This is a genomic window from Plantactinospora sp. B5E13, from assembly GCF_039871775.1.
GTDB lineage: Bacteria > Actinomycetota > Actinomycetes > Mycobacteriales > Micromonosporaceae > Plantactinospora.
On record NZ_JBDPLT010000040.1, the window covers coordinates 35,328 to 58,410 of the forward strand.

Consider the following 23,083-nt stretch of genomic DNA (forward strand, 5'->3'; position numbering starts at 1 on the left):
ACCGCGCTCACCTGCGTGGACAGCGGGGTTCCCGCCAGCCCGTCGAGAGGCGGCGGCGGGCACGGTCGGCGCTCCCACCCCCTAAGCCCCTAACGTGCCGACCCCCGAAGCGCCCCGGCGGTCGGGGTGAGAACACGGGCTTGTCCCCGATGTCCGGTACGTCGAACCCGCCGTACGGTCATCGCCAGGTCTGGACGGACATGCCCAGATCGTCCCGCCGAACGTTCGAGGAGATCGTCACTGTGAGTACGGCACCCACCGCGGACTCGACCGCCACCTCGGCCCCGGCCGCCAGCCCGCAGCCGGCTCCGGAGGCGCCCGAGGCGACCACGCCCGAGGCGACCACGCCCGAGTCGGCCGCGCCGGAGGCGACCCCGACCCTGCACGACTTCGTGCTCAACCTGCTCGGCGACGCCGACCTCCGCTCGGCCTTCGAGCTGGACCCGCAGGGCACCCTGGAGAGCCTCGGGCTCTGCGACGTGGTCCCCGCCGACGTCCACGACGTGATCCCGCTGGTGGTCGACTCCGTACCGCTGCAGGGCCTCACCGACCTCAGCGCGGTGGAGAGTCTCGGCCTGAGCTCGCTCGCCGTCAGCCCGACCGCCGTCGTCGGCCAGGTGCAGACCGTCGCCAACCAGTTCACCACCGGGCTCTACGCCACCGACGCGGACGTCAGCGTGGCCGACGTCGCCGGGGTCAGCATCGACCCGACCGGCCTGACCGTGACGGCCTCCTCCACCGCCCTGCCGGTGCTCGGCCTCGGCAGCGGTGTGACGGTGGACCTGTCCGGGGCGCACGACCTGGCCGGGACCCTGGACGCGACCGTGCTGAACGCGGCCGGCGGGCTCGGGGTGGTCGACGGTGTGCTCGGCACCGCCGACTTCGCCGCGACCACGGTGACCTCCACCGCCGGCACCGCGACCAACCTGGTCGGCGCCGGTGACCTGGGCGGCCTGACCGACCTGACCGGCACGCTGGGCAACGTCACCGACCTGAGCAGCACCCTGGGCACGGTCACCGGCACCGTCGACGGCACGATCGGTGGCGTCGCCGACCTCGACGGCACGCTGGCCGGGGTCACCGACGTGAACGGCACCCTGGACAACGTGACCGGCACCGTCAACGGCACCCTCAGCGGGGTGACCGACCTGGGCGGCGTGACGGACCTGGCGGGCGTCGCCGACCTGGGCGGCGTGACCGGCACCCTGGGCGGGGTCACCGACCTCGGCGGCGTGACCGGCACCCTCGGCGGGGTCACCGACCTCGGCGGCGTGACCGGCACCCTCGGCGGGGTCACCGACGTGGCCGACCTCGACGGCACCCTGGGCACCGTGACCGGCACGGTCGACGGGACGCTCGGTGGCGTCGCCGACCTGGACGGCGTGACCGGCACCCTGGGTGGGGTCACCGACCTGGGCGGGACCACGGGCAACGTCACCGGGGCCGTCGACGGCGCGCTGGGCGGCGTGACCGGTCTGCTCGGCGCCGGCGACCTCGGGGTGCAGAACCTGACCGACGGCGTCCTCTGAGCATTCACCTCCACCAGAAACGGCGACGGCCGTACCTGGGAAGCGGGTGGTCCGGCCGTCGCCGTTCGCCGTGACCTACTCGTACTCCTGCCCACAGACCGCGAACTCGGCCAGGTCGTCCCAGGTCAACGTCTCGACCGGCACCTCTTCGGGCCCCGGCTCCGGACGCAGCGGAACCACCGGGCCGGGCAACTCGACCCGTACGTCGTCGTCCGGGTCCCAACCGCCGAGCGCGCCGGCCAGTCCACATTCCAGATAGGACGCCGGGTCGAAGTTGTACCAGCGCACCCCGATGCACCGGCGTTGACCGCCCGGCCGGGGCGCGTCCAGCCCCAGCCCGGCGTACGGCGGCAGTGGTCCCTGGTCGGCGAAGTCGGCCAGGTCGGCGATCTGGCACCGCACGATGGACTGCCAGTCGACGTACCGGCGAGGTTCCACGGTCAGCCACTCGAACGAGGTCGACCGCCACTCCGGCCGGATCGGCGGCGGTTCGACCGACCCGGCGGCCACCAGCATCGCCGCCACCTCGTCCAGGTCGAGGCGGGCCCGGCCGGCCAGTGGCCGCGCCACCTGCCACCAACCACGCAGGAACTCGTCCAGGGTGCGCCCCCGCTCGGTCATCCGCCGGCCCTCGGCGAGGACCCGCCGGTAGAGATCGCGGTTGGTCCGGCAGACCGGCCCGGACGGCCCGGCCACCCGGTACAGCTGCTTGTGCGGTACCCCGGACTCCAGCACCATGAGCTGGGCCAACGCGGCTATCCGGTCCGGATGTACGGCCACCCGGTACTCGTTGCCATTGTCGTCCTGTCGCCAGACTTCCCACTGCGTCACGGCCGGAGGGTAGCGAACCGGCCCACGCTCACAGCCCCGCCTCGGCCAGGATCCGGTACGCCCACCCGGACGGCAGCCCCGGGTTGGCGGCGGCGGCGAGGACCACCTCGGGGTCCTCGTCGGCGAGCAGGTCGGCGACCCGGGCCGGGTCGAGCCCCGGATGGCCGGCGGCGGCCCGGCGGACCGACAGTTCCGGATCGACGGCGAGTCGGCCGAGCAGATCCGGAGGAAGATCGGGACCGGCCAGCGCCAGACGCCGGACCCGGGGCTCGGGATCCTCGGCGAAGCGGGCGAAGGCCGCGGCCGGGAAGTTCGGGTGCTCGACCAGCCGGGGCCGGAGAGGGCCGCCGTCGCCGTCTTCCCGGACCAGCCGTTCCAGCACCTCCGGCGGGACGTCCGGGCGGGTCGCGGCGGAGCGGCGGACCCGCCGGTCGGGATCGGCGTCGAGCCGCTGCCACGCCTCGGACGGCAGGTCGCGGCAGGTGGCCAGGGCGCGCCGGAACACCACGTGCGGGGAGTCCAGGTAGGACAACCGGGCCGGCAGCGGCAGGTCGCGTACCCAGGTCGGTACGGCGAGGTCCCCCTCGAGTGCGACCCGCGCCTCGATACTGCCGGCGGCCCGCTCGGCGACCAGTTCCGCGTGCAGCCGGTCCCGGGTCCGCTCGTCGACCCCCGGATGCTGGATCATCACGCCGCGGACGAACGGGTGCGGATCGGCGACCAGCACGGCGACCACCTCGGCCGACAGCCGGGGGTTGCGGGCGACGGCCTGCCGGGTCCCGTGGTCCGGGGCGGTGGCCAGGGCGAAGGCGACGACGTCGGTCAGCTCCGCGTAGCCGGCGACGTGGGCCCGGGTGGCCGGGTCGGCGAGGCAGGCCGGGTGCAGTTCGGCCGGTACCGGTGGTTGGGCCCGGCGGGACGCGGCGGCCCGTACCGTCGGGTCGGGGTCGGTCAGCAGGGCGATCCGGACCGGGGCGGGCGCGGCCCACCAGGCCTCGGCGACCGCGGCCCGAATACCTGGGTCGGCATCCCGGGCCAGTTCCTCGGGTGACCGCCCGTACGCCTCGGCCAAGTCGTCGACGGGGACAAAAACCCGCCGCGCGACCTTACGGCGCACAAGGTCGCGGTGCGCGTCGCGGATCGCCGGGTCGGGGTCGGCGGCGATCCGGGCCCGGATCGCCGGGGAGACCCGGTCACCGCGCAGGAACAGCAGCGAGTCGGGATCCCGGTGCGCGAGGACCGCCTCGGCCACCGGATCCGGCAGTGGCCGCCGCCAGCCGGCCAGTTCCCGGGCGACCGCCGGGTCGCGGGCCAGCCGGACCAGCATCTCCTCGGTGGCGGCGGGGTTCCGGACAAGTCCGGACAGCCTCGCCTGGTCGCGTGCGGTCATGCGGCACCGGTCGTCGGCACCGTGGCCCGCCCCGCCCGACCCGACCGACCGCACACGGCCGGGCCGCAGTCGGAACGGGCCAGGGCACCGACCTCAACCGAGCTGGCTGGCAGCCTCGGCGATGACCCGCTTGGCACCCTCGGCGGGCGGGATCCGGCCGAAGATGACCTCGTCGTAGACCCGCTGGAACTCGGCCTTGACCGCGCCGCCGCCCTTCGGCTGGGCGGGCGGGGTGGGCAGCAGCAGGCTCGTCACCGAGCTCTCGAACTCGTACACCTTCTTGTCGTTCTCGGTCAGGCTCGGCGCGATCGCGTCCCGGACCTTGGCGTTGGCCGGCATACCCCGGGCCACACCCTGCGCCTTGCCGGCCTCGACGTCGTTGACCAGGAAGTCGATCAGCATCGCGGCCTCCTTCGGGTGCTCGCTGCGCTGGGCCACGCTGTACGCCATCGACATCGAGGCGATCATGCCGCGCTTCGGGGTGTCGCTGGGCATCGGCGCGATGGCCAGCGGCGCGCCGTACGCCCCGACGAGTCCGGTGTAGCTGGAGTCGTAGTTGACCTCGCCGGCGACACCCTTCTTGACCAGCGACGAGTTCTGGATCGAGCCGTCGAGTTGGGTGGTCAGGGCGGCCGGGGCGAGCGCGCCCGCGTCGCGCATCTGGCCGGTCATCGTCCAGAAGGCGGTCAGGTCGGCCTCGGTGAAACCGAGCTTGCCGTCGTCGGTGTAGATCGCCTTGTCCCGCTGGCGCAGCCAGATGTCGAACCAGTCGATGGCGAAGCCGAAGTCGCCGAAACCGGCCACCTTGCCGCCGTTGGCCTGGCTGATCCTCTGCCCGGCGGCCTGCATGTCGGCCCAGGTCCAGGTCGGGGTCGGCGCGGGGACGCCGGCCTTCTCCAGCACCGCCGGGTCGTAGACGACACCCTGGGTGTTCTGGGCGATCGGGACGGCGTACGTCGCGTCGCCGACCTTGCCGGCCGGCAGCAGGGTCTGGGTCAGGTCGGCGACGGCGAGGGTGCCGTCCTCGACGTATTCGGTGAGGTCGCGCAACGCGTTGCGCTCGGCGTACTCGCGCAGGTAGGCGCGGTCCATCTGCAGCACGTCCGGCGCGTCACCGCCGGCGATCTGGGTGGAGAGCTTCTGGAAGTACGCGTCGAAGGCGCCGAACGAGGTGTTCACCTTGATGTTCGGGTACTTCTGTTCGAACAGGTCGATGGCCGCCTCGGTGACCTTCGCCCGGTCGTCATTGCCCCACCAGGTGAAATCGAGGGTTACCGTGCCGTCCGAGCCGCCGTCGTCGCCGCAGGCGGCCAGCGGCAGGACGAGCAGTGCGGCGGCGGCGAGGGTGGCGACCCGCGCTGCGCGGGGCAGGCGCCGGGTGTGCACCATGGACGTTCTCCTTCCCGGTGGCGCCCAGTTTCCGGCCGTCGTCTCGGTGGACCGGCGGGACGTGTGGAGTGCCGGTAAGCGCTTACCCGGGACGGGCAGGGAGTGCGCTAGCCGCCGGGGGACTCTCCGACGTCGACGGGGGACCTGGGCGCGATGTGGGGTATGTGTCGGTGCTGTCAGTCGGGGGGATGAAACGATTTAACTAGTCCGGACGGTATGGGGACACCCGCAGGTTGTCAAGGGATCCGGACCCCGCCCCACCTGGGCTTCCGGTGTCGGACCGACCCGAGTCACCGCGCCGCGACGGCCACCGGGTCCCGGAACAGTTCGCGATCACTCCTTGCCTTCGTCCCCACCTGCTGATATCCACGTATCTACACGCGCTCATGATCCACGTCCGGGCCGGGCCTCCCCCGGTCGGCTCCGCCGTACCCACACCACGCCCCCGGTCCGCCCCACCACCCGTCCCGCCCCGCTCACCCCCGTTCCGCGTACCCGCAGTCCAAGGAGGACCCCTTGCCACGATCCGGGTGGAGATCACCGAACCGCGGCCGGCGACGGCTCGTACCCGCGTTCACCGCGGCCGTACTCGCCGCCGCGCTGCTGCCCGCCACCACCTCGGCGAGCGCGGCACCGGCCGAAGCCACCGCCCCGGTCACCCCGGCCGAACACCCCGAGTCGTACGGCGGCAGTCACGCCCCCCGCGACGTCGACAACCGGGGCGGCGCGGCCGCACCGGACGCCCGGCAACGCGGGCTGGCCAAGCAGCTGCCCGGCACGGTCCGATGGAACCCGCTCGGCACCCCGCACGCGCTGACCGCCACCGACGGCCCCCTCGCCGACGGGCTCGACAGCGACCCGGAGACGGCGGCCCGGCAGTACCTGGCCGCCAACCGGGACCTCTTCGGGCTGGACGCCGAGGCGGTCGCCGGGCTGGAACGGCTACTGGTCCGGCAGATCGGCGCCGGGGCCGTGGTGACCCTGCGGCAGCGCTTCGGCGACCTGCCCGCCGGCGTTGACGGCCTGGTCAGCATCGCGGTCCGCGACGGCGCGGTGGTCAACGTCAGCTCCTCGCTCTCCCGGCACACCGGGGCGCCGGGCCCGGTCACCATCTCCGCCGAGCAGGCGTACGCGACCGCGCTCGCCGACGCCGGACTCAGCGCCGACCAGGTGACCCGGCACGAGACGCGTCAGGTTGCGGTCCCGATCCCGGGCAGCCCGGCCCGGGCCGCCTGGGAGGTCACCCTGATCTCCACCGACAGCGCGCACCCGACCGCGTTCAGCACCTTCGTCGACGGCGAGCACCGCACCGTGCTGGTCCGGGAGGACCTGGTCGACTTCGACTCGGACAACCCGCACTGGGCGGTCTTCCCGGGCACCCCGCCGAGCCGGGTGAAGCCGGGTCGGGAGGACTCCCGGGTGCTCTGGTGCCTCAGCCGGGAACGGGGCTGCGAGCGTACGGTGCGGGACCCGGTCAGCGGGCAGGCCTGGGACGTCGACCTGGCCACCGGCGAACCGACGTACACCTCGCGGGGCAACGCGGCCAACACGGTCGTCTCCTGGGGCGCCGGCAGCCCGGTCGTCCCGGCGCCGACCAGCGCGACCCGGGAGTACGTCTACCCGTTCACCGACCCGTGGCGGACGTCGAAGTGCGACCCGGCGGTCTTCACGTCTCCGGGCCGCAACGACGCGGACGCGGCGATCGCCAACCTGTTCGCGATGCACAACCGGATGCACGACTGGACCTACCACCTCGGCTTCACCGAGTCGTCGTGGAACCTGCAGGCGGTCAACCTGAGCGGACAGGGGCTCGGCGGCGACGCCGAGCAGGGTCGTGCGCAGCAGGGCGCGCTCAGCGGCAACCGGAACAACGCCAACCAGGGCACCATGCGCGACGGGCTGCCGCCGACCACCAACATGTACCTGTGGCAGCCGGCCGCCGGCGGGCCGTACCCGCCCTGTGTGGACGGCGACTACGACATGACGGTGATCGGGCACGAGTACATGCACGCGGTCACCAACCGCATGATCGCCGGCCCGGACAGCGGGATCAGCGGCCACCAGGGCGGCGCGATGGGCGAGTCCTGGGGTGACCTGATGGGCGCCGAGTACCTCTTCCAGCACAACCTGCGGGCACCCGGCGAGACGCCGTTCATCACCGGCGGCTACGTCACCGGCAACCTGGTCAGCGGGATCCGCAACTACGACCTCAGCCGCAGCCCGCTGAACTACTCCGACATCGGCTACAACACGGCCGGCCCGGCGGTGCACGCCGACGGCGAGATCTGGGGCGCGACCAACTGGCGGGTCCGGTCCGCCCTGGTCAAGCGGTACGGCCTCGGCACACCGTCCCGGCAGCTGGACTGCGCCAACGGGACGGTGCCGGTCGAGCGGTGCCCGGGCAACCGGCGCTGGGCACAGCTGGTCTTCGACTCGTACCTGCTCCAGGCGGCCAGCTCGGTCAGCATGATCGACATGCGGGACAACATGCTCGCCGCCGACCAGCTCCGGTTCGGCGGACGCAACGCCGACATCATCTGGCGGGCGTTCGCCGAGTCCGGGCTCGGCCGCGACGCGGTGACCAACGGCGCGGCGGACACCGACCCGACGCCGAGCTTCGCCTCCCCGTACGGCCGCAACGTCACCGTCACCCTGCGCCCGACGGGCGAGGCGGCCGGCGCCCCGGTCCGGCTCTACCTCGGCGAGTACGAGGCCCGGGCGGTTCCGGTCGCGGACACCGACCCGGCGACCCCGCTGCCGGACACCTTCGAGGTGGTCCCCGGCACGAAGTTCTCCTTCGTGGCGGTGGCGCCCGGGTTCGGGCACACCCGGTTCAGCCGGGAGTTCACCCTCGGCAAGGGCTGGCACGGCGACCGGCCGCAGCAGGTGGCGCCGGAACTGCGCCGCAACCTCGCCTCCGGCGCCTCCGGTGCGACGGTGACCGGGGACGGCGTCAACCTGGCGCAGGTCGTCGACGACACCGAGGCGACCAACTGGGCGTCCCTGGACGGGGTGGCCGGCAGGCGGGTCACCGTCGACCTCGCCGGGGACCGGCCGCAGACCGTCCGGCGGGTGAACGTCAGCGGCTACCTGCGTCCGTCGGTCACCACCGGTCCGGACACCGGGTCGCAGAACGCGCTCTCGGCGTTGCGCTCGTTCGCCGTACTGGCCTGCGACGCGACGAAGCGGGACTGCACCGACGACACGAACTACCGCCGGGTCTACACCAGCCGGTCGGACGCGTTCCCCGGTGGGGCGTACCGGGCGTACTCGCGGGACATCAACCTCCGGTCGTTCGAGATCCCGACCACGGTCGCCACCCACCTGCGACTGGAGGTGCTGACCAGCCAGTGCACCGGCGGGCCGGCGTACGCCGGTGAGCAGGACAACGACCCGGCGACCAGCACCGACTGCGCAACCTCCAGCCCGGCCCGTAACCAGGTCCGGATCGCGGAGTTCCAGGTGTTCGGCCGGTAGCCGCGCACAGCCGTGGCCGGCCGTCTGCCGGCCCCGTCGGTCCCCCGCACCGCCGTCCGTCCCGGGTCGTCCGCCCGGGCCGGGCGGCGGTGTGCTGTCCGGGGCGTGGCGTCGGCGGTGGCCGGTTCACCAGTCGGGAAGGTGGGCGGCGCGGCGGCGTGCCGCCGGCCGGGGCGGGTAGCCGGCCCGGCCGCGCCGCGCCGGCGGCACGGGTTCCGGATCGTTCTCCCGGCTCCGGCTCAGCACCCGCAGCAGCAGCCCGACCCCGAGGAAGAGCAGGACACCGCCGACCGCGAAGCCGACCTGGACCGGCCCGATCCGGTCCGGCCCGGTCACCGCGCCGGCCCGGTCGGCGGCGCCGGTCCCGTCCCCGGAGGTGTCCGCACCGGCCAGCCCGGCCGCATCCTCGGCGGAATCGTCCGAGGTGGCATCGTCCGACGTGGCATCGTCCGCCGGGGTCGTCTCGTCGTCGGCGGGGCCGGTGGTGCTCGGTGCCGCCGACGTCGACGGGGCGGAGCGGGACGGGGTGGGTGTCGCCGTGGACCGCTTCGGGGTGGCCGGGGCGCGCTCGGCCCGGGCACCGGTCACCTGCCGGGTGGCGCCGGCCTGGTCGAGCAGCCGCCCCTGCGCGTCGTACGCCTCGACGGTGAGACTGATCCGGCCCGCCGGCGCGTCGTCGGCGACCGCGATCCGGTACTGGGCGGTGACGGTCCGGTCCCGGCAGAGGGTGCCCGGATCCAGGTCCCGGTCGGTCAGCCGGGCGGTGTCGCCGCCGGCCCGGACCGTCATCGGGAAGGAGCCGGTCTCCTCGATCCGGTCGACCCCGACCTGGTCGAGCCGCAGGCCCGACACCTGGACCAGCAGCGACCAGCGGACCTTGCGGCAGCCCTCGTCCCGGCTCGTCGAGACGACCGCGGTGACGGTACGGGGATCGCCGCCGGCCGCGAGCGTGTCCGGCACCGTGGTCAGCACGGTACGGAAGCCGGGTGCCGCGCCGGCCGGTACTGCCGGTAGCAGCGCCCAGCCCACGGTCGCACCGGCCAGGACAAGCCCGAGCCGGACCACACCGCACCGCCGCATCGTCACCACCGCCTCGTCGTCACCGGAACCCCGTCGGTACGGTCCGCCGGACGCCTGGGCGGTCCGCGCACCGACGAAGCTGTGCGGAACCGACGTTATGGGCGTCGGTCGGGTGGGCGGAAGACTGGCGTATAGGCACCTTTCAGCAATCAAAGGGGCAGATTTCACGGGCAGTGGTGAACCGGTTACCAACAGACCGCGACCGGCCGACCCGGCCCCGGGCCCGGCTGTCCCGCCGGGCACAATCTGCGGTTGTGTCGGAGAGCGTCGCTGAATTCGTCCGGGCCTACGCCGGGCTCGCCCCGGTCGCGGCGGTACCCGAGATCCGGCTGCACCAGGCGGCCGAGCCGATCGGGCTCTGGGAGCTGACCGAGGGCGAGTTCCGCAGCGAGCAGCCGCCACCGTTCTGGGCCTTCGCCTGGGCCGGCGGTCAGGCCCTGGCCCGGTACCTGCTCGACCATCCCGAGACGGTCCGCGGCCGCCGGGTGCTCGACCTGGCGTCCGGCTCCGGTCTGGTCGCGGTCGCCGCCGCCCGGGCCGGCGCCACCCGGGTACGGGCGGTCGACGTCGACCCGACAGCGGTCGCCGCGATCGAGGTGAACGCCGGGGCGAACGGGGTGACGGTGGAGACCCGCCTCGCCGACATCCTCGACGGCGACGCCGGGGACGCCGAGGTGGTGCTGGCCGGTGACGTCTTCTACAGCCAGGAGATGGCCAACCGGATGCTCCGGTTCCTGCTCCGGGCCGCCCGGGACGGCGGTGCCCGGGTGCTGGTCGGTGACCCGGAACGGGCGTACCTGCCCCGGTCCCGGTTCCACCGGCTGGACAGCTACGACATCCCGGTCCCGCCGGCGCTGGAGAGCGTCCGGGTCAAGCACACCACGGTCTGGGAGTTGATCCCCGCCACCCCCGGGTCGGGGCGTTCCGGCCCGGATCCGCGTACTGACTAGCGTGACGACGTGCTGTTCCGTAGTTGGCAGGGGCCGGTCGAGCAGGCCTGGCCGGACGTCGTCACCGTGCCCGACCACCTCGGGGTGGACCATCTGGTGGTGACCCGGCACGCCCTGGTCCGCCAGGTGCTCGCCGACCCCGACACGTTCCGCCCGGACAACGCCCTCGACGCGGTCACCCCGATCCCGGTCACCGCGCTCCGGGTGCTCGCCGGACACGGCTTCCGGCTGCCGCCGACCCTGGCCAACAACGGCGGGGCCAGCCATCCGGAGATCCGGGGCATCGTCGCCGACGCCCTGCACCCGCACCGGGTCGACGCCCTGCGCCCCTGGCTGACCACCCTGGTACGCGAACGGGTCGACCGACTGCGCGCCGCGCTCGACGCCGGCCGGTCGGTCGACCTGTACGCCGACCTCGCGGCCGACCTGCCACTGCTCGTCCTGGCCCGGCTCGTCGACCTGCCGGCGGCGCCGACCGGCGCGGTCAAGGAGTTCACCCGGGCCGCCCTCGAACTGTTCTGGGCCCCGGTCGACGCCGACCGGCAACGGGTGCTCTCCGACACCGTCGGGCGGTTCCACGCCGTACTGCGGGAGTTCGCCGGGACCGGGGACGGACTGGTCGGCCGGCTCCGGGCCGCCGGACACCCGCCGGAGGTGGTGGTCGGCGCGCTGTTCTTCCTGCTGGTCGCCGGTCAGGAGACCACCTCGCAGTTCCTCACCCTGCTGCTGCACCGGCTGACCGGGGAGCCGGCGGTGCTGGCCGGGCTGCGCGACGGCACGGTCGGGGTCGAGGACGTGGTGGAGGAGGGACTGCGGCTGGAACCGCCGATCGTCACCTGGCGTCGGGTGGCGGACCGGGACACCACGTTGGCCGGCACCGCCGTACCGGCGGGGGCCAGCCTGGTGCTGTGGCTGGCCCGGGCCGGCCGTGACCCGGCGGTGGTGGCGGCCCCGGAGGAGTTCGTTCCCGGTCAGCGGGGTTCGCGGCGGCATCTGGCGTTCGGGGCCGGCGCGCACCGCTGCGTCGGCGCCCAGCTGTCCCGGATGGAGGCGGCGGTGGTGGTGGCCGAGACCGCGCCGCTGCTCGGCGACGTCACGGTACGACGTGCCCCCTGGTGTCCGGACAACCTCTCGTTCCGGATGCCTGACGCGTTTGTGGTCACCCGCCGCTGACCGGTTGTCGGCCGGCGGTTCGGTGGGTCAGTGCTCGCCGCGTCGGCCGTCCAGGTCGATGCCGCGCAGGTAGAGCAGGACGATCAGCACACCACCGACCACCAGGCAGATGTCGGCGACGTTCCCGACGAAGAAGCCGGCGTAGTCGATGAAGTCGACCACGTGCCCCCGGGCGAAGCCGGGCTCCCGAAACAACCGGTCCAGCAGGTGGGTGGTGGCGCCGCCCAGCATCAGCCCGAGGGCGAGCGCCCAGGCGCGGGACCGTACCCGCCAGGCGGCCCGGGTGATCGCGACGACGGCCACCGCGGCGATGATCGCGAAGACCCAGGTGTGTCCGGTGCCGATCGAGAACGCCGCTCCGGGGTTGTAGAGCAGCCGGAGGCTGAGCAGGTCGCCGAGGATCTCCCGGGACCGGCCGCCGGAGAGCGTCGAGGTGGCCCAGAACTTGGTGAGCTGGTCGACCACGATGATCAGGAACGCCAGGGTGACGATCCGGGGAAACCATCGGACACCTGCGGTCGTGGCCGTCTCCTCCGGCACCGACGAATCCGCCTCGACCTGCTGCATGACACGCTCCTCCAGCACCGCACCGTCCCCGGACCGGCCCCAAGCGTACGACCTCGCCCGGCAGGAGCCCATGGTCCGCTTCCCCCGAATCCGGACATCCGGTCGCTGACCGTCCCACCGGTTGCCGAAAGTCAGGGTCGTCCGGTCCCGATCGTCCGCTGTGCCGGCCCGGCCCGGATTCCTACCGTCGACCCGCCTGGATGACCGGTTCCGGCTGACGGACCGAACGGCCCCGGAAGGACTCATGATCACGACAACCGCACTCACCAAACGATTCGGCCGGACAACCGCGGTCGATGCGCTGACCCTGGAGATCACGCCGGGCCGGGTAACCGGCTTCCTCGGCCCGAACGGGGCCGGCAAGTCCACCACGATGCGCATGATCCTCGGCCTGGACCGGCCGGACGGCGGGACCGCCCTGGTCGAGGGCCGACCGTACGCGGCACTGCGGCACCCGCTCCGGGTGGTCGGCGCACTGCTCGACTCCCGGGCCGTGCACCCGGGCCGCAGCGCCCGGGCCCACCTGACCGCGATGGCCCGCAGCAACGGCATCCCCACCGAACGGGTCGACGAGGTGCTGGCCACAGTCGGCCTGACCGAGGTCGCCGGCAGACGGGCCGGGTCCTTCTCCCTCGGGATGAGTCAGCGGCTGGGCATCGCCGGCGCACTGCTCGGCGATCCCGGCGTGCTGATCTTCGACGAGCCGGTGAACGGCCTCGACCCGGACGGGGTGCGCTGGATCCGCGAACTGATGCGGTCGCTGGCCGCCCAGGGGCGGACTGTCTTCGTCTCCAGCCACCTGATGAGCGAGGTACAACTCACCGCCGACCAGCTCGTGGTGATCGGCCGCGGTCGGCTGATCACCGACGCGCCGATCGCCGATGTGATCTCGGCCAGCTCACTGACCGCCGTCCGGGTACGTCTCCCGGAACCGGCCGCGCTCGGCCGACTCCGGGAGCGGCTGGTCGCCCGGCGCCTCGCGGTCGAACCGGCCGGCGAGGACGAACTGGTGGTCACCGGCGCGACCGTCGCCGAGGTCGGCGACCTGGCCCACGAACTCGGCGTACGGCTGCACGGGCTGAGCACTCGGGAGGCCTCCCTGGAGCAGGCATATCTCGAACTCACCGACAACAGCCTGCAGTTCACCGGCTCCCCCGTCGGCACCGCCACCCACCCGACCCGGAGCGAGGCCCGATGACTACCCCGACCTCCCGCACCACGCACCACCCGACGTCGCCTGCCACCCGACGCCCGGCCGCCCCGGTCCCGCCGGGCTCCGCCGAGACCCGGCACTCCGGCGGCGGACTACCCGGCGCGATCGCCAGCGAGTGGACCAAACTGTGGTCGGTCCGCTCGGTGTGGTGGTGTCTGCTCTCCAGCGTCGTACTGATGGCCGCGACCGCCGGCCAGCTCGCCATCTACGTGCAGAACAGCAACACCAACCCCGAACCGGTCGACGACCGTGGCGTGGTCGCGATCGGCCGGATGGCGGTCGACGCCGTCGAACTGGCCCAGTTCGCGGTCCTCGCGCTCGCCCTGCTCGTCATCACCAGCGAGTACGGCACCGGAATGATCCGCAACACCCTGCAGTGGACCCCGTCCCGGTGGCGCCTGCTGCTGGCCAAAACCACGATCGTCGCCGGAGTCACCTTCGCCGTCGGCACCCTGCTCGGCGTGCTCGGTGCCGCGGTCGCCGCACCGGTGCTCGGTGAGTGGGGACGGTTCGAGGCGCCGGAAGCGTTCGGCGACGCGCTCGGCGTCGGGGCGTACCTGGCGTTGATCAGCGTCTTCACGCTGGGCCTCGGCGCCGCCTTGCGGGGCCCGGTCGGCACCCTGGTCGCGGTCTTCCTGGTGCTGACGGTGGTACCGACCATGCTGCGCCTGCCCGACCTGGCGATACTCGACACCCTCGCCGACGTACTGCCCGGCAGCGCCGGACTGCACTTCCTGCGCAGCGACACCGACCCGTACCCGCCGGCGGTCGGCCTGCTCCTGCTCGCCGCCTGGGCGGGCGCGACCCTGGCCGCCGGGCACACGGTGCTCCGCCGCCGCGACGCCTGAGGTGTGGGGAAGGGGCCCTTGTTATCGCTTCCTTGCATGGGAAGGGCCCCTTCCCCACCACTCTTCGGCGGTCAGCCGGAGCGGCCCGACCGATGTCAGGCCGAGTTGTTGTCGTCCCCGGTCAGTCCGGCCTCGTACGCGATGATCGCAGCCTGTACCCGGTTGCGTACCCCCAGCCTGGTGAAGATGCTGCTGAGATAGCTCTTCACGGTGCCCTCCACCAGGAAGAGCCGCCGGCCGATCTCCGCGTTGGAGAGCCCCGCCCCGACCAGGGCCAGTACGTCGGACTCCCGTTCGGTCAACGTCCCGATCCGTTCCCGGGCGGACGGGCCCCGGGCCAGCAGTCCACCGCCGAGTTCGATGACCCGACGGGCGACCTGTGGCGACAGGTACGCCCCACCGTCCGCCGCCGCCCGTACCCCGGCAATCAGCTCCCGGGGATCGCCCGACTTGAGCAGGAAGCCGGCCATGCCCTCGCCGAGCGCCCGGGCGATGTAGTCGTCCTCGCCGAACGTGGTCAGCATGATCACCGCAGTCTCCGGTGCGAGTCGACGGATCTGCGCCCCGGCCGCGAGCCCGTCGAGTCGAGGCATCCGGATGTCCAGCAGCACCACCCGGGGCCGGTGGGCCCGGACCAGTTCCACCGCCTGGTGCCCGTCGGCCGCCTCCGCCACCACCTCGATCTCCGGATCGGTGGCCAGGATGGCCCGTACCCCGGCCCGGATCATCATCTCGTCGTCGGCCAGTAGCACCGGAATCACGTCGTAGCCCTAACTATTTCCACCGCGCGGACCATCCGCGCCTCCCACCGCGCCCCGGCTCAGCCGGGTACCCGGTCCTTGCTCACCAGCCGCCCGTCGAGGAAACAGAGCCGGTAGACGACCTGTCCCATCGGGAAGTTCCCGTCCGTGTAGTACTCGCAGGCGGCGCCGGCCGGTTCGCTCTCCCCGTCCCGGTACGCGGGCGGCGCGACCTGCCGCCGGGGCAGGTCGTCGCGCAGCTCGGCACGCTGCTGCCCGAGCCGGATCCGGTCGAACTCGGCCGAGTCCAGCACCGCTCCCGTGGTCGCGATCGGGTAGTACGCCAGGGTCAGGCCGGCAACGATCACCGCCGGCACCGCGACCGCGGTCAGCAGACTGCGCCGCACCTGGCGCCGGGCCCGCCGCAGGCGTTCGGTCGACGCCGCCACGGGGCCGACCTCCGGCGAAGAGGGATCATCGTCCGGGTCGCCTCCGTCCCGGCCGTGGCCGTCGACCGCCACACCGTGATCGGGACGGTCGGCGTCGAACGCCAGCCCGCCGGTGAGCCCGGGATCGGCAGCCGCCACCCGACCATCAAGATGCTCGTGCGGCAGCTCCGCCACCACCTCGAAGCCGCCGGCCACCGGACCGGCCCGCAGGGTGCCGCCGGCCATCCGTACCCACTCGCGCAGGCCGAGCAGGCCGGTCCCGCCACTGCGGACGCCCGACACCGGACCGGCCGGTGGTGGCCCGTTCACCACCCGGACCACCGTCCGGTCCGCGCCGCCGAGCCGTACGGTCACCGTGGCGCCCGGCGCGTGCCGGTTCGCGTTGGTCAGCGCCTCCTGCACCACCCGGTACGCCGTCCGGTCCACCATCGGCGGCACGCCGGTTAGCCGCGCCACCGCCGGCGGACGGTGCATGGAATCCGGCGCGGCCGCCGGTTCCCGGTCGGTCAGCAACCGTACCGACATGCCGGCGGCGCGGCACCGTTCGACGAGTTCACCGATGCCCTCACCCGCCGGCCGGGTCGGCGCCGGCTCGGCGTCCACCCGGAGCACGCCGATCACCTGACGCAGCCGCTCGGTGGCCGACGTGACGCTGGCCCGCAGTTCGCCGGCTGCCCTGCGGTGCCGCTCGGCGAGGTCCGGCGCGAGTTCCAGCGCGCCGGCGCGGAGCGCGAGCAGGCTGAGGTCGTGTCCGAGGGAGTCGTGGATGTCCTGGGCGATCCGGGCCCGCTCCCGCATCCGGATCCGCTCCGCGTCGCCGCGACGCTCGCGCTCCAGCAACTCGGACTGTTCCCAGCCGGCGAGCACCAGGGCCTGGTGCTGGCGCCGGTAGCGTCCGAGCAGCCAGGGCAGGACTCCGCCGAACGCCAGGGTGGTGGCCAGCAGATACCACATCTCAGCACCGGTGCCGAGCAGCCCGAGGTTCAGGACCGTGCCGCCGAGGGCGATGGCGCCGAAGGCGAATGCCGCCGGGCCGGCCCGGTCCATCCGCCGACCCACCAGATAACTCATCACCGGGATCGCGAAGACGAAGTTGCCGTCGGCGAGCGTCGACAGTACGACGACCAGCAGGGAGAGCACCGGCGCGGGGCGGCTGAGCAGAACCGCGACGGCCATCACCAGCAGCGCGCCGACCAGCCGCAGACCCGTCGACAACCCGGACGGCGGAGGAGAGAGCAGCGCCCAGCCGATCGGCGCGCAGAGCGCGGCCCACAGCAGCACGTCCCGCGGCAGATCGGGCCGCCTCGGTAGCAGCTCGGCCACGCGTCGACGGCGGAGGATCGTGTTCGGCCAGGCCAGCACCGGGCCAGGTTACCCAGCCGGGACAGGTTGCGTTACCGACGAAAGTGAGGTGCCGGGAGTCAACTGACCTCGTCGGCCCAGGTCCGCCAGTCGTCCAGCACCCCGTACAGGGCGGGGGTGAGCCAGCCCGGCGCGGACCGCTGGAAGACGCCCGGTTCCATGGTCCCGGCGCCGTCGGGCAGCGCGCCGACCATGTTCGGGACGAGCTCGGTGAGGTTGGCCCAGTGCACCAGTTCCGGCTCGGCCGGCCAGGCACCGAGGACCACTCCGGCCGGTACCGCCCGCCGCTCCAGCGCCTCCAGGGTCAGCGCGGTGTGGTTGAGGGTGCCGAGGCCGGCCCGGGTCACCACCACGGCGGGGGCGCCGATCGCCACCGCCAGGTCGGCGACGGTCCACGCGTCGCCGGAGGGCCGCAGCCCCATCGGCACCAGCAGACCGCCGGCGCCCTCGACCAGCACCAGGTCGTGCTTCTCCGCCTCGGCCCGTACCTCGTCGACGACCGTGTAGAGCTCGAGCGGTTCCGCGCTCGCCACCCGGGCGGCGGCCAGCGGCGCCAGCGGATCCGGATAGCTGACCAACGTACGGGCCGTCAGCGGGGCGGCCAGTCGGGTGACGGTGTCGACGTCCGAGGGGCCACCGGTCGCCGTACCGGTCTGGCCGGGTTTCAGCACGGCCACCCGCAGGCCGGCCGCCTGGGCCGCGGCGGTGATCGCGGCGGTGACCACGGTCTTGCCCACGTCGGTGTCGGTGCCGGTGACCAGGATCGGTCCCCGCCAGCCCGTGCCGGTCACCGGGGACCTCCCCCGGCCGGCACCGCCGTCGTCGTCGGCTGGGCGCCCGCGACCACCGCCCCGATGGGCGATGACGGTGTCGTACCCGCCGGTGCACACTCCACGATCGCCTCCAGTGCCCGGTCGAAGTCGGCTCGCGGTACGCCGACGTTGATGGTGAGTCGGAGCCGCGACCGGGTGTCCGGGGTCGACGGCGGCCGGAAGCAGCCGACCGCGACCCCGCGCTCCAGGCAGTCGGCCGCCCAGGCCACCGCCGCCTCCGGGCCGGGTGCGGTGACCGAGACCACCCCGGCGGCCGGGGTGGAGACCGGCAGCCCGGCCGCACCGAGCCGGCGGGCCGCGGCGGCAGCCCGGTCGGCCAACTCGGCCCGCAGCCGGGCACCGGAGCGGGCCCGGTCGGTGGCGGCGAGAACCCCGGCGGCCACCGCCGGTGGCAGCGCGGTGTCATAGATAAATGTCCGGCCGGTGTCGATCAGGTGCCGGACCAGCTCGGCCGGGCCGGCGACCACTCCCCCGGCGCCGCCGAGCGCCTTGGAGAGGGTCGCGGTCACCACCACGTCCGGCTCGCCGGCGAGTCCGGCGCCCGCGACCGCCCCGGCCCCGTCCGGTCCGAGTACGCCCAGCGCGTGCGCGTCGTCGACCAGCAGCACCGCGCCATGCTTCCGGGTCACCCGGTGCAGCCGGGCCAGCGGCGCCAGGTCGCCGTCGACGGAGAAGACCGACTCGGTGACCACCACCGCCGGCCGGCCCGGCGCGGCGGCCAGGGCCGAGGCGACCGCGTCGACGTCGAGGTGCGGGGTGACGACCGTCTCGGCCCCGGAGAGGCGACAGCCGTCGATCAGCGAGGCGTGGTTGTGCGCGTCGGAGACCAGCAGCGTACGCGGGCGGGTGAGCGCGCGTACCGCACCGAGGTTGGCCAGGTAGCCGGAGGAGTAGACCAGTGCCTGCCCGACGCCCAGCCAGTCGGCGAGCGCGTTCTCCAACTCTTGGTGGGCTCCGGTGCTGCCCCGGACCAGGCGGGAGCCGGTGGCGCCCAGGCCGTACCGGGTCAGTGCCTCGGCCGCGGCCGTTGTCACCGCGGGGTCCCGGGAGAGCCCGAGGTAGTCGTTGCCGGCGAGGTCGACGACCCGGTCGTCGGCGGCGCGGGGTCGCAGCCGACGGCGCAGACCCGCCCTGGCCCGCAGCTGGGCCCGGCGCTCCAGCCCTTCCAGCCAGCCTGACACCGTCTCACTCCCCACGTCGTGCACGTCCGGCCCGACGGTGTCGGGCGGCGACGCTCGGCGGAACCGTCGGACCCTGGCCCGCAGGGGCCTCGGCGGCGGCTTCCACCCCGCGTCGGCGGCCCCGGCCGTCCGCGTGGACGGCCCCGACCGGCGAAAATACCACCTGGTCGGCGGCCGGAGGGGCCGCCGGGCCGCGCGGGGTGGCCGGGTGCGACGCCCGCCGGGTCGTCCTTCGGGTCGGCGCCCATCGACGGCCAGGCCGGCTTGTAGGGTACGACCCATGCCAGACATCCTCGACCAGGCACGGACCCAGGTCCTCGACGGCGGTGTCGGTCTCGACGAGGCCGGGGTGCTCGCCGTGCTCCAGCTCCCCGACGAGCGGCTCTCCGCCGCCCTCCAGCTCGCCCACGAGGTACGGATGCGCTGGTGTGGTCCGGAGGTCGAGGTGGAGGGGATCGTCTCCCTGAAGACCGGTGGCTGCCCCGAGGACTGCCACTTCTGCTCCCAGTCCGGCCTGTTCGCCTCGCCCGTCCGGTCCGTCTGGCTGGACATCCCGTCGCTGGTCGAGGCGGCGAAGCAGACGGCGGCGACCGGCGCCACCGAGTTCTGCATCGTGGCCGCGGTCCGGGGGCCGGACGCGCGGCTGATGAAGCAGATGCGCGAGGGTGTAGCGGCGATCCGGGCCGAGGTCGACATCCAGGTCGCCGCCTCGCTCGGCATGCTGACCCAGGAGCAGGTCGACGAGCTGGTCGAGATGGGTGTGCACCGGTACAACCACAACCTGGAGACCTGCCGCTCCCACTTCCCGAACGTGGTCACCACGCACTCCTGGGAGGAGCGCTGGGAGACGCTGCGGATGGTCCGCGCCTCCGGGATGGAGGTGTGTTGCGGCGGCATCCTCGGGCTCGGCGAGACGATCGCGCAGCGGGCCGAGTTCGCGGCGCAGCTCGCCGAACTCGATCCGCACGAGGTGCCGCTGAACTTCCTCAACCCCCGACCGGGCACCCCGCTCGGTGACCAGGCGCCGGTCGAGCCACGGGACGCGCTGCGCGCCATCGCCGCCTTCCGGCTGGCGATGCCGCGGACGATCCTCCGGTACGCCGGTGGTCGTGAGATCACCCTCGGCGACCTCGGCACCCGGGACGGTCTGCTCGGCGGGATCAACGCGGTGATCGTCGGCAACTACCTGACCACCCTGGGCCGGCCGGCAAACGAGGACCTGGCGCTGCTGGAGGAGCTGAAGATGCCGGTGAAGGCGCTCTCGGCGACGCTGTGAAGGAGGCACGGTGCAGCCGATCACTCCAGCTCCGCGGGGGCCCGAGATGACGTGGTGTGACCGGTGCGGCGGGGCGCTCGCCGACGGCGGCCACGACGACTGCGACCGGGCGCGGCACCTCGAACCGCCCCGGTTCTGCGCCGCCTGCCGGCGGCGGATGAAGGTGCAGGTGCTGCCGGCCGGCTGGACGGCGACCTGCGTGGAGCACGGGGACCTCCACTCCTGAGGCCTCGCCCGGCGGCCGTCCCCGGCTGGCTCCTCCCTCCTACCGCAGGGTCTTCTCCAGCAGGGTGACCGGGTAGTTGCTGCCGCCCGCCCCGTGGGTGGGGCGGTCGGTGAACGACTGCTCGCCGACCACGAGATAGCCGGCCGACTCGTAGTACCGCCGGAGCTGGTGGTTGTCGGCCCGGCAGTCGAGTCGGCACAGTCGGCGTCCGGCCGCCGTGATCCGTCGTTCCGCCTCGGCGAGCAGCCGTCGCCCGGTCCCGGGCGGCGCGGTACGTCGATCCGTCATCAGCCGGTGCACGTAGCCGGCCACGGGGGGCTGCGGACCCCACGTGACGACGTCGTCCCACCAGAGTTCGAAGGCGCCGACGACCGGCCCGTCCGGACCGAGGGTGGCCAGCCGGACCTCGGCGTCGGCCAGCCGGGCCCGGAAGTGGTCCTCGGTGAGGTCTCCGGGCCGCCACTGATCAATGCCGTTGGCCAGTTGCCAGCGGGCCGCGTCGTCACGGAGCCGGACCAGCGCGGCGAGGTCCCGTTCGGTCGCCAGACGGTGGTTCAGCGGCGCCAGCCGCGACCCGGGGCGGATCCCGCTGTCCGGGCCGGTGCGGATCCCGCCGTCCGGGGCTGGGCCGATGGTGGTGGGCGGGGTCACAATCGGCCGTTCGACGTCGTTCTGGCTGGTCACGGGGGTGAAGCCTATCCGCTCCGGTCCGGCGGTCGCCACGGCTTCCGTCCGGTCAGCTGACCGGCTGGGCCACCCGGCTCCAGGTCAGGTAGTCGACGACCGCGGCCACGGTGGCCGGATCCCGCAGGATCCGCCGGTGTCCGAGCCCGTTGGACCACCGTCCCTCCGCCTCCGGCCAGGCCGCCACGATCGCCTGCCCGTCGGCGTACCGGACCTCCTTGTCCGCGTAGTCGTGCACGACCAGCAGCGGCGGCAGGTCGTCCCGCCCGGTCGCGCGTCCGGCGACGTCCAGTTCCGTCGTCCGCCGACCGACCCGTCGTTCCAGGCGGCGGAGGAACCGGGTCCGGATCCGCTCGTCGAAGCCGAGCGACCGGGCGAAGTCGGTGGTGTAGGCGAGCGGGTCCGCCATCGGCGCGATCAGGACCAGCCGCTCGGCGGTCAGCCCGTCCAGCGCCGCGAGCGCGGTGGCGGTACCGCCGGCCGAGTGCCCGACGATCGCGTACGCCGGGCCGGCGATCCGGGTCACCTCGGTCAACGCGTCGGCGAACTCGGTCAGCAGGCCGCGACCCCGTCCGTACGCCCCGGGTGCGGAGTCGCCGTGGCCCGGCGCGTCGAGGGCGACGACCCGGTGCCCGGCCGCCACCAGCGGGGCGACGAACGACTGGAACTGCCCCCGCCAGCCGCCCCAGCCGTGCATCAGGTAGACGGCGGGACCGTCGCCCCAGGACTCGGCGACCACCGGCCGGCCGTGCACGGTGACGGTGAACCGCTGCCCGGGCGGGTCGGCGGGGCGGACCGGGCCGCGTGGCACGCTGCACCAGATCCGTTCGGCGAGTACGGCTCCCGGGCCGGGCGCCACCCGTTCCAGAACGCCGAACATCCGCCGGGTGACCGCCATCGTAATCATACGAACGATCGTGCTTTTTTGTTTCCGCCAAGCAACCATGTCTCTCCACTCCGAAAGGTCAGATCCGGGCGTTGTCCAACAGCGCGTCGAGCGCCCGGCGGGTCCGGCTGATCGCCTGCGGATCCTCCATCAGGCGATGGGCGTGGAACAGTCCGAGCATCACCCCGTACAGGTCGTGGGCGAACTGCTCGGGATCGGCGTCCGGCCGGAACTCCCCCTCGGAGATCCCGGTCCGGAACATCTGGGCGACCGACTCCAGCAGGTCCCGGTGGTCGCGGACCAACTGGTCCCGCACCGGCCCGGGCCGGTCGTCGAACTCGAGGTCGGCGGAGACGAACAGACAGCCGGCACGACGCTCGACACCGAGAACGATCCAGCCCTCCACCAGGGTCCGGATCCGCTTCTCGCCCCGGGGCGCAGCCAGGGCGGGCCGGATCACCGCGTCGACGAAGCCGTCCCGGGCGTACTCCAGGACCGCCAGCTGCAGCGCCTCCTTGGACCGGAAGTGGCCGAACAGCCCGCTCTTGGACATCTCGACCCGGTCGGCCAGGGAACCGATGGTGAGCCCGGCCAGCCCGAGCCGGTCGGCGACCTCGTTGGCGGCGACCAGCACCGCCTGCCGGGTCACCTCACCCTTCCCCATGCGGACATCGTCCGCACGATCGTACTTTTTGTCAAGGCCGGATGCCCGCCTGCGTGGACCACCGGGCCACGACCGACGCCTCCCCCGAATCAGACCGGGGCGACGGCCGCCCCGCGCCGCGCCGTTCGGATCACCAGCGCGATCCCGAGGAAGCCCACTGCCGCCACGAGCGCGGCCAGCCGGACCGCCCCGGCGGACCAGGTCGGCCGCGGGCGAAAGAAGAGCGAACGCGCGATACCGGAACCCCTTCCGTGTCCGGCCCAGATCCTCGCAGTACGCGTCCAGGAATCCGGTCCACTCTATCCCGTAAGAAACTTTACGATTTCATATTGACG

At 73.5% G+C, this 23,083-nt stretch carries 19 protein-coding genes and 1 pseudogene; 8 read left to right on the plus strand and 12 right to left on the minus strand.

Translation table 11 applies throughout. The features are described 5' to 3' along the window. The first annotated feature begins 242 nt into the window (after positions 1-242). Positions 243-1,529: an IniB N-terminal domain-containing protein gene (locus ABGB05_RS27670; protein WP_347656845.1), complete on the plus strand. Its 1,287-nt coding sequence runs from the start codon at positions 243-245 to the stop codon at positions 1,527-1,529. 75 nt (positions 1,530-1,604) lie between these two features. On the opposite strand, the gene ABGB05_RS27675 is transcribed toward ABGB05_RS27670, so the two are convergent. The 3 genes from ABGB05_RS27675 to ABGB05_RS27685 form a co-directional block, all read right to left on the minus strand. Further along, a complete protein-coding gene (locus ABGB05_RS27675; RefSeq protein ID WP_347656846.1) occupies positions 1,605-2,360 on the minus strand; it encodes a hypothetical protein in 756 nt (251 codons plus the stop codon). Positions 2,361-2,388: 28 nt separating this feature from the next. Continuing rightward, on the minus strand, positions 2,389-3,750 hold the full coding sequence (locus ABGB05_RS27680; RefSeq protein ID WP_347656847.1) for a hypothetical protein: 1,362 nt from the start codon (positions 3,748-3,750) through the stop codon (positions 2,389-2,391). Between the two features lie 93 nt (positions 3,751-3,843). Further along, entirely contained in the window at positions 3,844-5,139 is a 1,296-nt protein-coding gene (locus ABGB05_RS27685; RefSeq protein WP_347656848.1) for an extracellular solute-binding protein, read from the minus strand. A gap of 516 nt (positions 5,140-5,655) precedes the next feature. Between ABGB05_RS27685 and ABGB05_RS27690 the strand changes: the two genes are divergently transcribed. Then, positions 5,656-8,616: a M36 family metallopeptidase gene (locus tag ABGB05_RS27690; protein WP_347656849.1), complete on the plus strand. Its 2,961-nt coding sequence runs from the start codon at positions 5,656-5,658 to the stop codon at positions 8,614-8,616. A 126-nt stretch (positions 8,617-8,742) separates the two neighbouring features. Here the strand turns inward: ABGB05_RS27690 and ABGB05_RS27695 are convergent, their stop codons facing one another. Then, positions 8,743-9,696, minus strand: a complete 954-nt coding sequence (locus ABGB05_RS27695; RefSeq protein WP_347656871.1) for a hypothetical protein — start codon at positions 9,694-9,696, stop codon at positions 8,743-8,745. Positions 9,697-9,950: 254 nt separating this feature from the next. Here ABGB05_RS27695 and ABGB05_RS27700 point away from each other — a divergent pair, with 254 nt between their 5' ends. Further along, positions 9,951-10,646: a 50S ribosomal protein L11 methyltransferase gene (locus ABGB05_RS27700; RefSeq protein ID WP_347656850.1), complete on the plus strand. Its 696-nt coding sequence runs from the start codon at positions 9,951-9,953 to the stop codon at positions 10,644-10,646. Between the two features lie 9 nt (positions 10,647-10,655). After that, a complete protein-coding gene (locus ABGB05_RS27705) occupies positions 10,656-11,819 on the plus strand; it encodes a cytochrome P450 (RefSeq protein ID WP_347656851.1) in 1,164 nt (387 codons plus the stop codon). A 27-nt stretch (positions 11,820-11,846) separates the two neighbouring features. Here ABGB05_RS27705 and ABGB05_RS27710 read toward each other — a convergent pair whose 3' ends face one another. After that, the gene (locus tag ABGB05_RS27710; protein WP_347656852.1) at positions 11,847-12,386 is read right to left on the minus strand and encodes a signal peptidase II; all 540 of its coding nucleotides are present in this window, start codon (positions 12,384-12,386) and stop codon (positions 11,847-11,849) included. 244 nt (positions 12,387-12,630) lie between these two features. On the opposite strand from ABGB05_RS27710, the gene ABGB05_RS27715 reads away from it, so the two are divergent. Both ABGB05_RS27715 and ABGB05_RS27720 read left to right on the plus strand, forming a co-directional pair. Next, the gene (locus ABGB05_RS27715; protein WP_347656853.1) at positions 12,631-13,584 is read left to right on the plus strand and encodes an ATP-binding cassette domain-containing protein; all 954 of its coding nucleotides are present in this window, start codon (positions 12,631-12,633) and stop codon (positions 13,582-13,584) included. Next, complete coding sequence (locus tag ABGB05_RS27720) at positions 13,581-14,447, plus strand: ABC transporter permease (protein ID WP_347656854.1); 867 nt, start codon at positions 13,581-13,583, stop codon at positions 14,445-14,447. The genes ABGB05_RS27715 and ABGB05_RS27720 overlap by 4 nt, the downstream gene beginning before the upstream one ends. A gap of 95 nt (positions 14,448-14,542) precedes the next feature. Here ABGB05_RS27720 and ABGB05_RS27725 read toward each other — a convergent pair whose 3' ends face one another. The 4 genes and pseudogenes from ABGB05_RS27725 to ABGB05_RS27740 all read right to left on the minus strand — a co-directional run. Then, positions 14,543-15,208 carry a response regulator transcription factor gene (locus ABGB05_RS27725; protein ID WP_347656855.1) on the minus strand — a complete coding sequence of 222 codons (666 nt, stop codon included), beginning with the start codon at positions 15,206-15,208 and terminating at the stop codon, positions 14,543-14,545. A gap of 59 nt (positions 15,209-15,267) precedes the next feature. After that, positions 15,268-16,998 carry a histidine kinase gene (locus tag ABGB05_RS27730; RefSeq protein WP_347656856.1) on the minus strand — a complete coding sequence of 577 codons (1,731 nt, stop codon included), beginning with the start codon at positions 16,996-16,998 and terminating at the stop codon, positions 15,268-15,270. Positions 16,999-17,057: 59 nt separating this feature from the next. Then, positions 17,058-17,762: a dethiobiotin synthase gene (bioD, locus tag ABGB05_RS27735; RefSeq protein ID WP_347656872.1), complete on the minus strand. Its 705-nt coding sequence runs from the start codon at positions 17,760-17,762 to the stop codon at positions 17,058-17,060. 116 nt (positions 17,763-17,878) lie between these two features. Next, positions 17,879-19,012, minus strand: a pseudogene (locus ABGB05_RS27740) (8-amino-7-oxononanoate synthase); the annotation flags it as partial. Between the two features lie 280 nt (positions 19,013-19,292). On the opposite strand from ABGB05_RS27740, the gene bioB reads away from it, so the two are divergent. Both bioB and ABGB05_RS27750 read left to right on the plus strand, forming a co-directional pair. Continuing rightward, on the plus strand, positions 19,293-20,288 hold the full coding sequence (gene bioB, locus ABGB05_RS27745) for a biotin synthase BioB (RefSeq protein WP_347656857.1): 996 nt from the start codon (positions 19,293-19,295) through the stop codon (positions 20,286-20,288). Positions 20,289-20,334: 46 nt separating this feature from the next. Continuing rightward, positions 20,335-20,514 carry a hypothetical protein gene (locus ABGB05_RS27750; RefSeq protein WP_347656858.1) on the plus strand — a complete coding sequence of 60 codons (180 nt, stop codon included), beginning with the start codon at positions 20,335-20,337 and terminating at the stop codon, positions 20,512-20,514. A gap of 39 nt (positions 20,515-20,553) precedes the next feature. On the opposite strand, the gene ABGB05_RS27755 is transcribed toward ABGB05_RS27750, so the two are convergent. Genes ABGB05_RS27755 through ABGB05_RS27765 form a run of 3 tightly spaced genes read right to left on the minus strand, consistent with a single transcriptional unit; the run spans position 20,554 to position 22,748 of the window. After that, positions 20,554-21,198 carry a GNAT family N-acetyltransferase gene (locus ABGB05_RS27755; protein ID WP_347656859.1) on the minus strand — a complete coding sequence of 215 codons (645 nt, stop codon included), beginning with the start codon at positions 21,196-21,198 and terminating at the stop codon, positions 20,554-20,556. A gap of 52 nt (positions 21,199-21,250) precedes the next feature. Further along, a complete protein-coding gene (locus tag ABGB05_RS27760; protein WP_347656860.1) occupies positions 21,251-22,105 on the minus strand; it encodes an alpha/beta fold hydrolase in 855 nt (284 codons plus the stop codon). A 58-nt stretch (positions 22,106-22,163) separates the two neighbouring features. Next, positions 22,164-22,748, minus strand: coding sequence for a TetR/AcrR family transcriptional regulator (locus ABGB05_RS27765; RefSeq protein ID WP_347656861.1), 585 nt, complete (start codon positions 22,746-22,748; stop codon positions 22,164-22,166). Between the last annotated feature and the right edge of the window lie 335 nt (positions 22,749-23,083).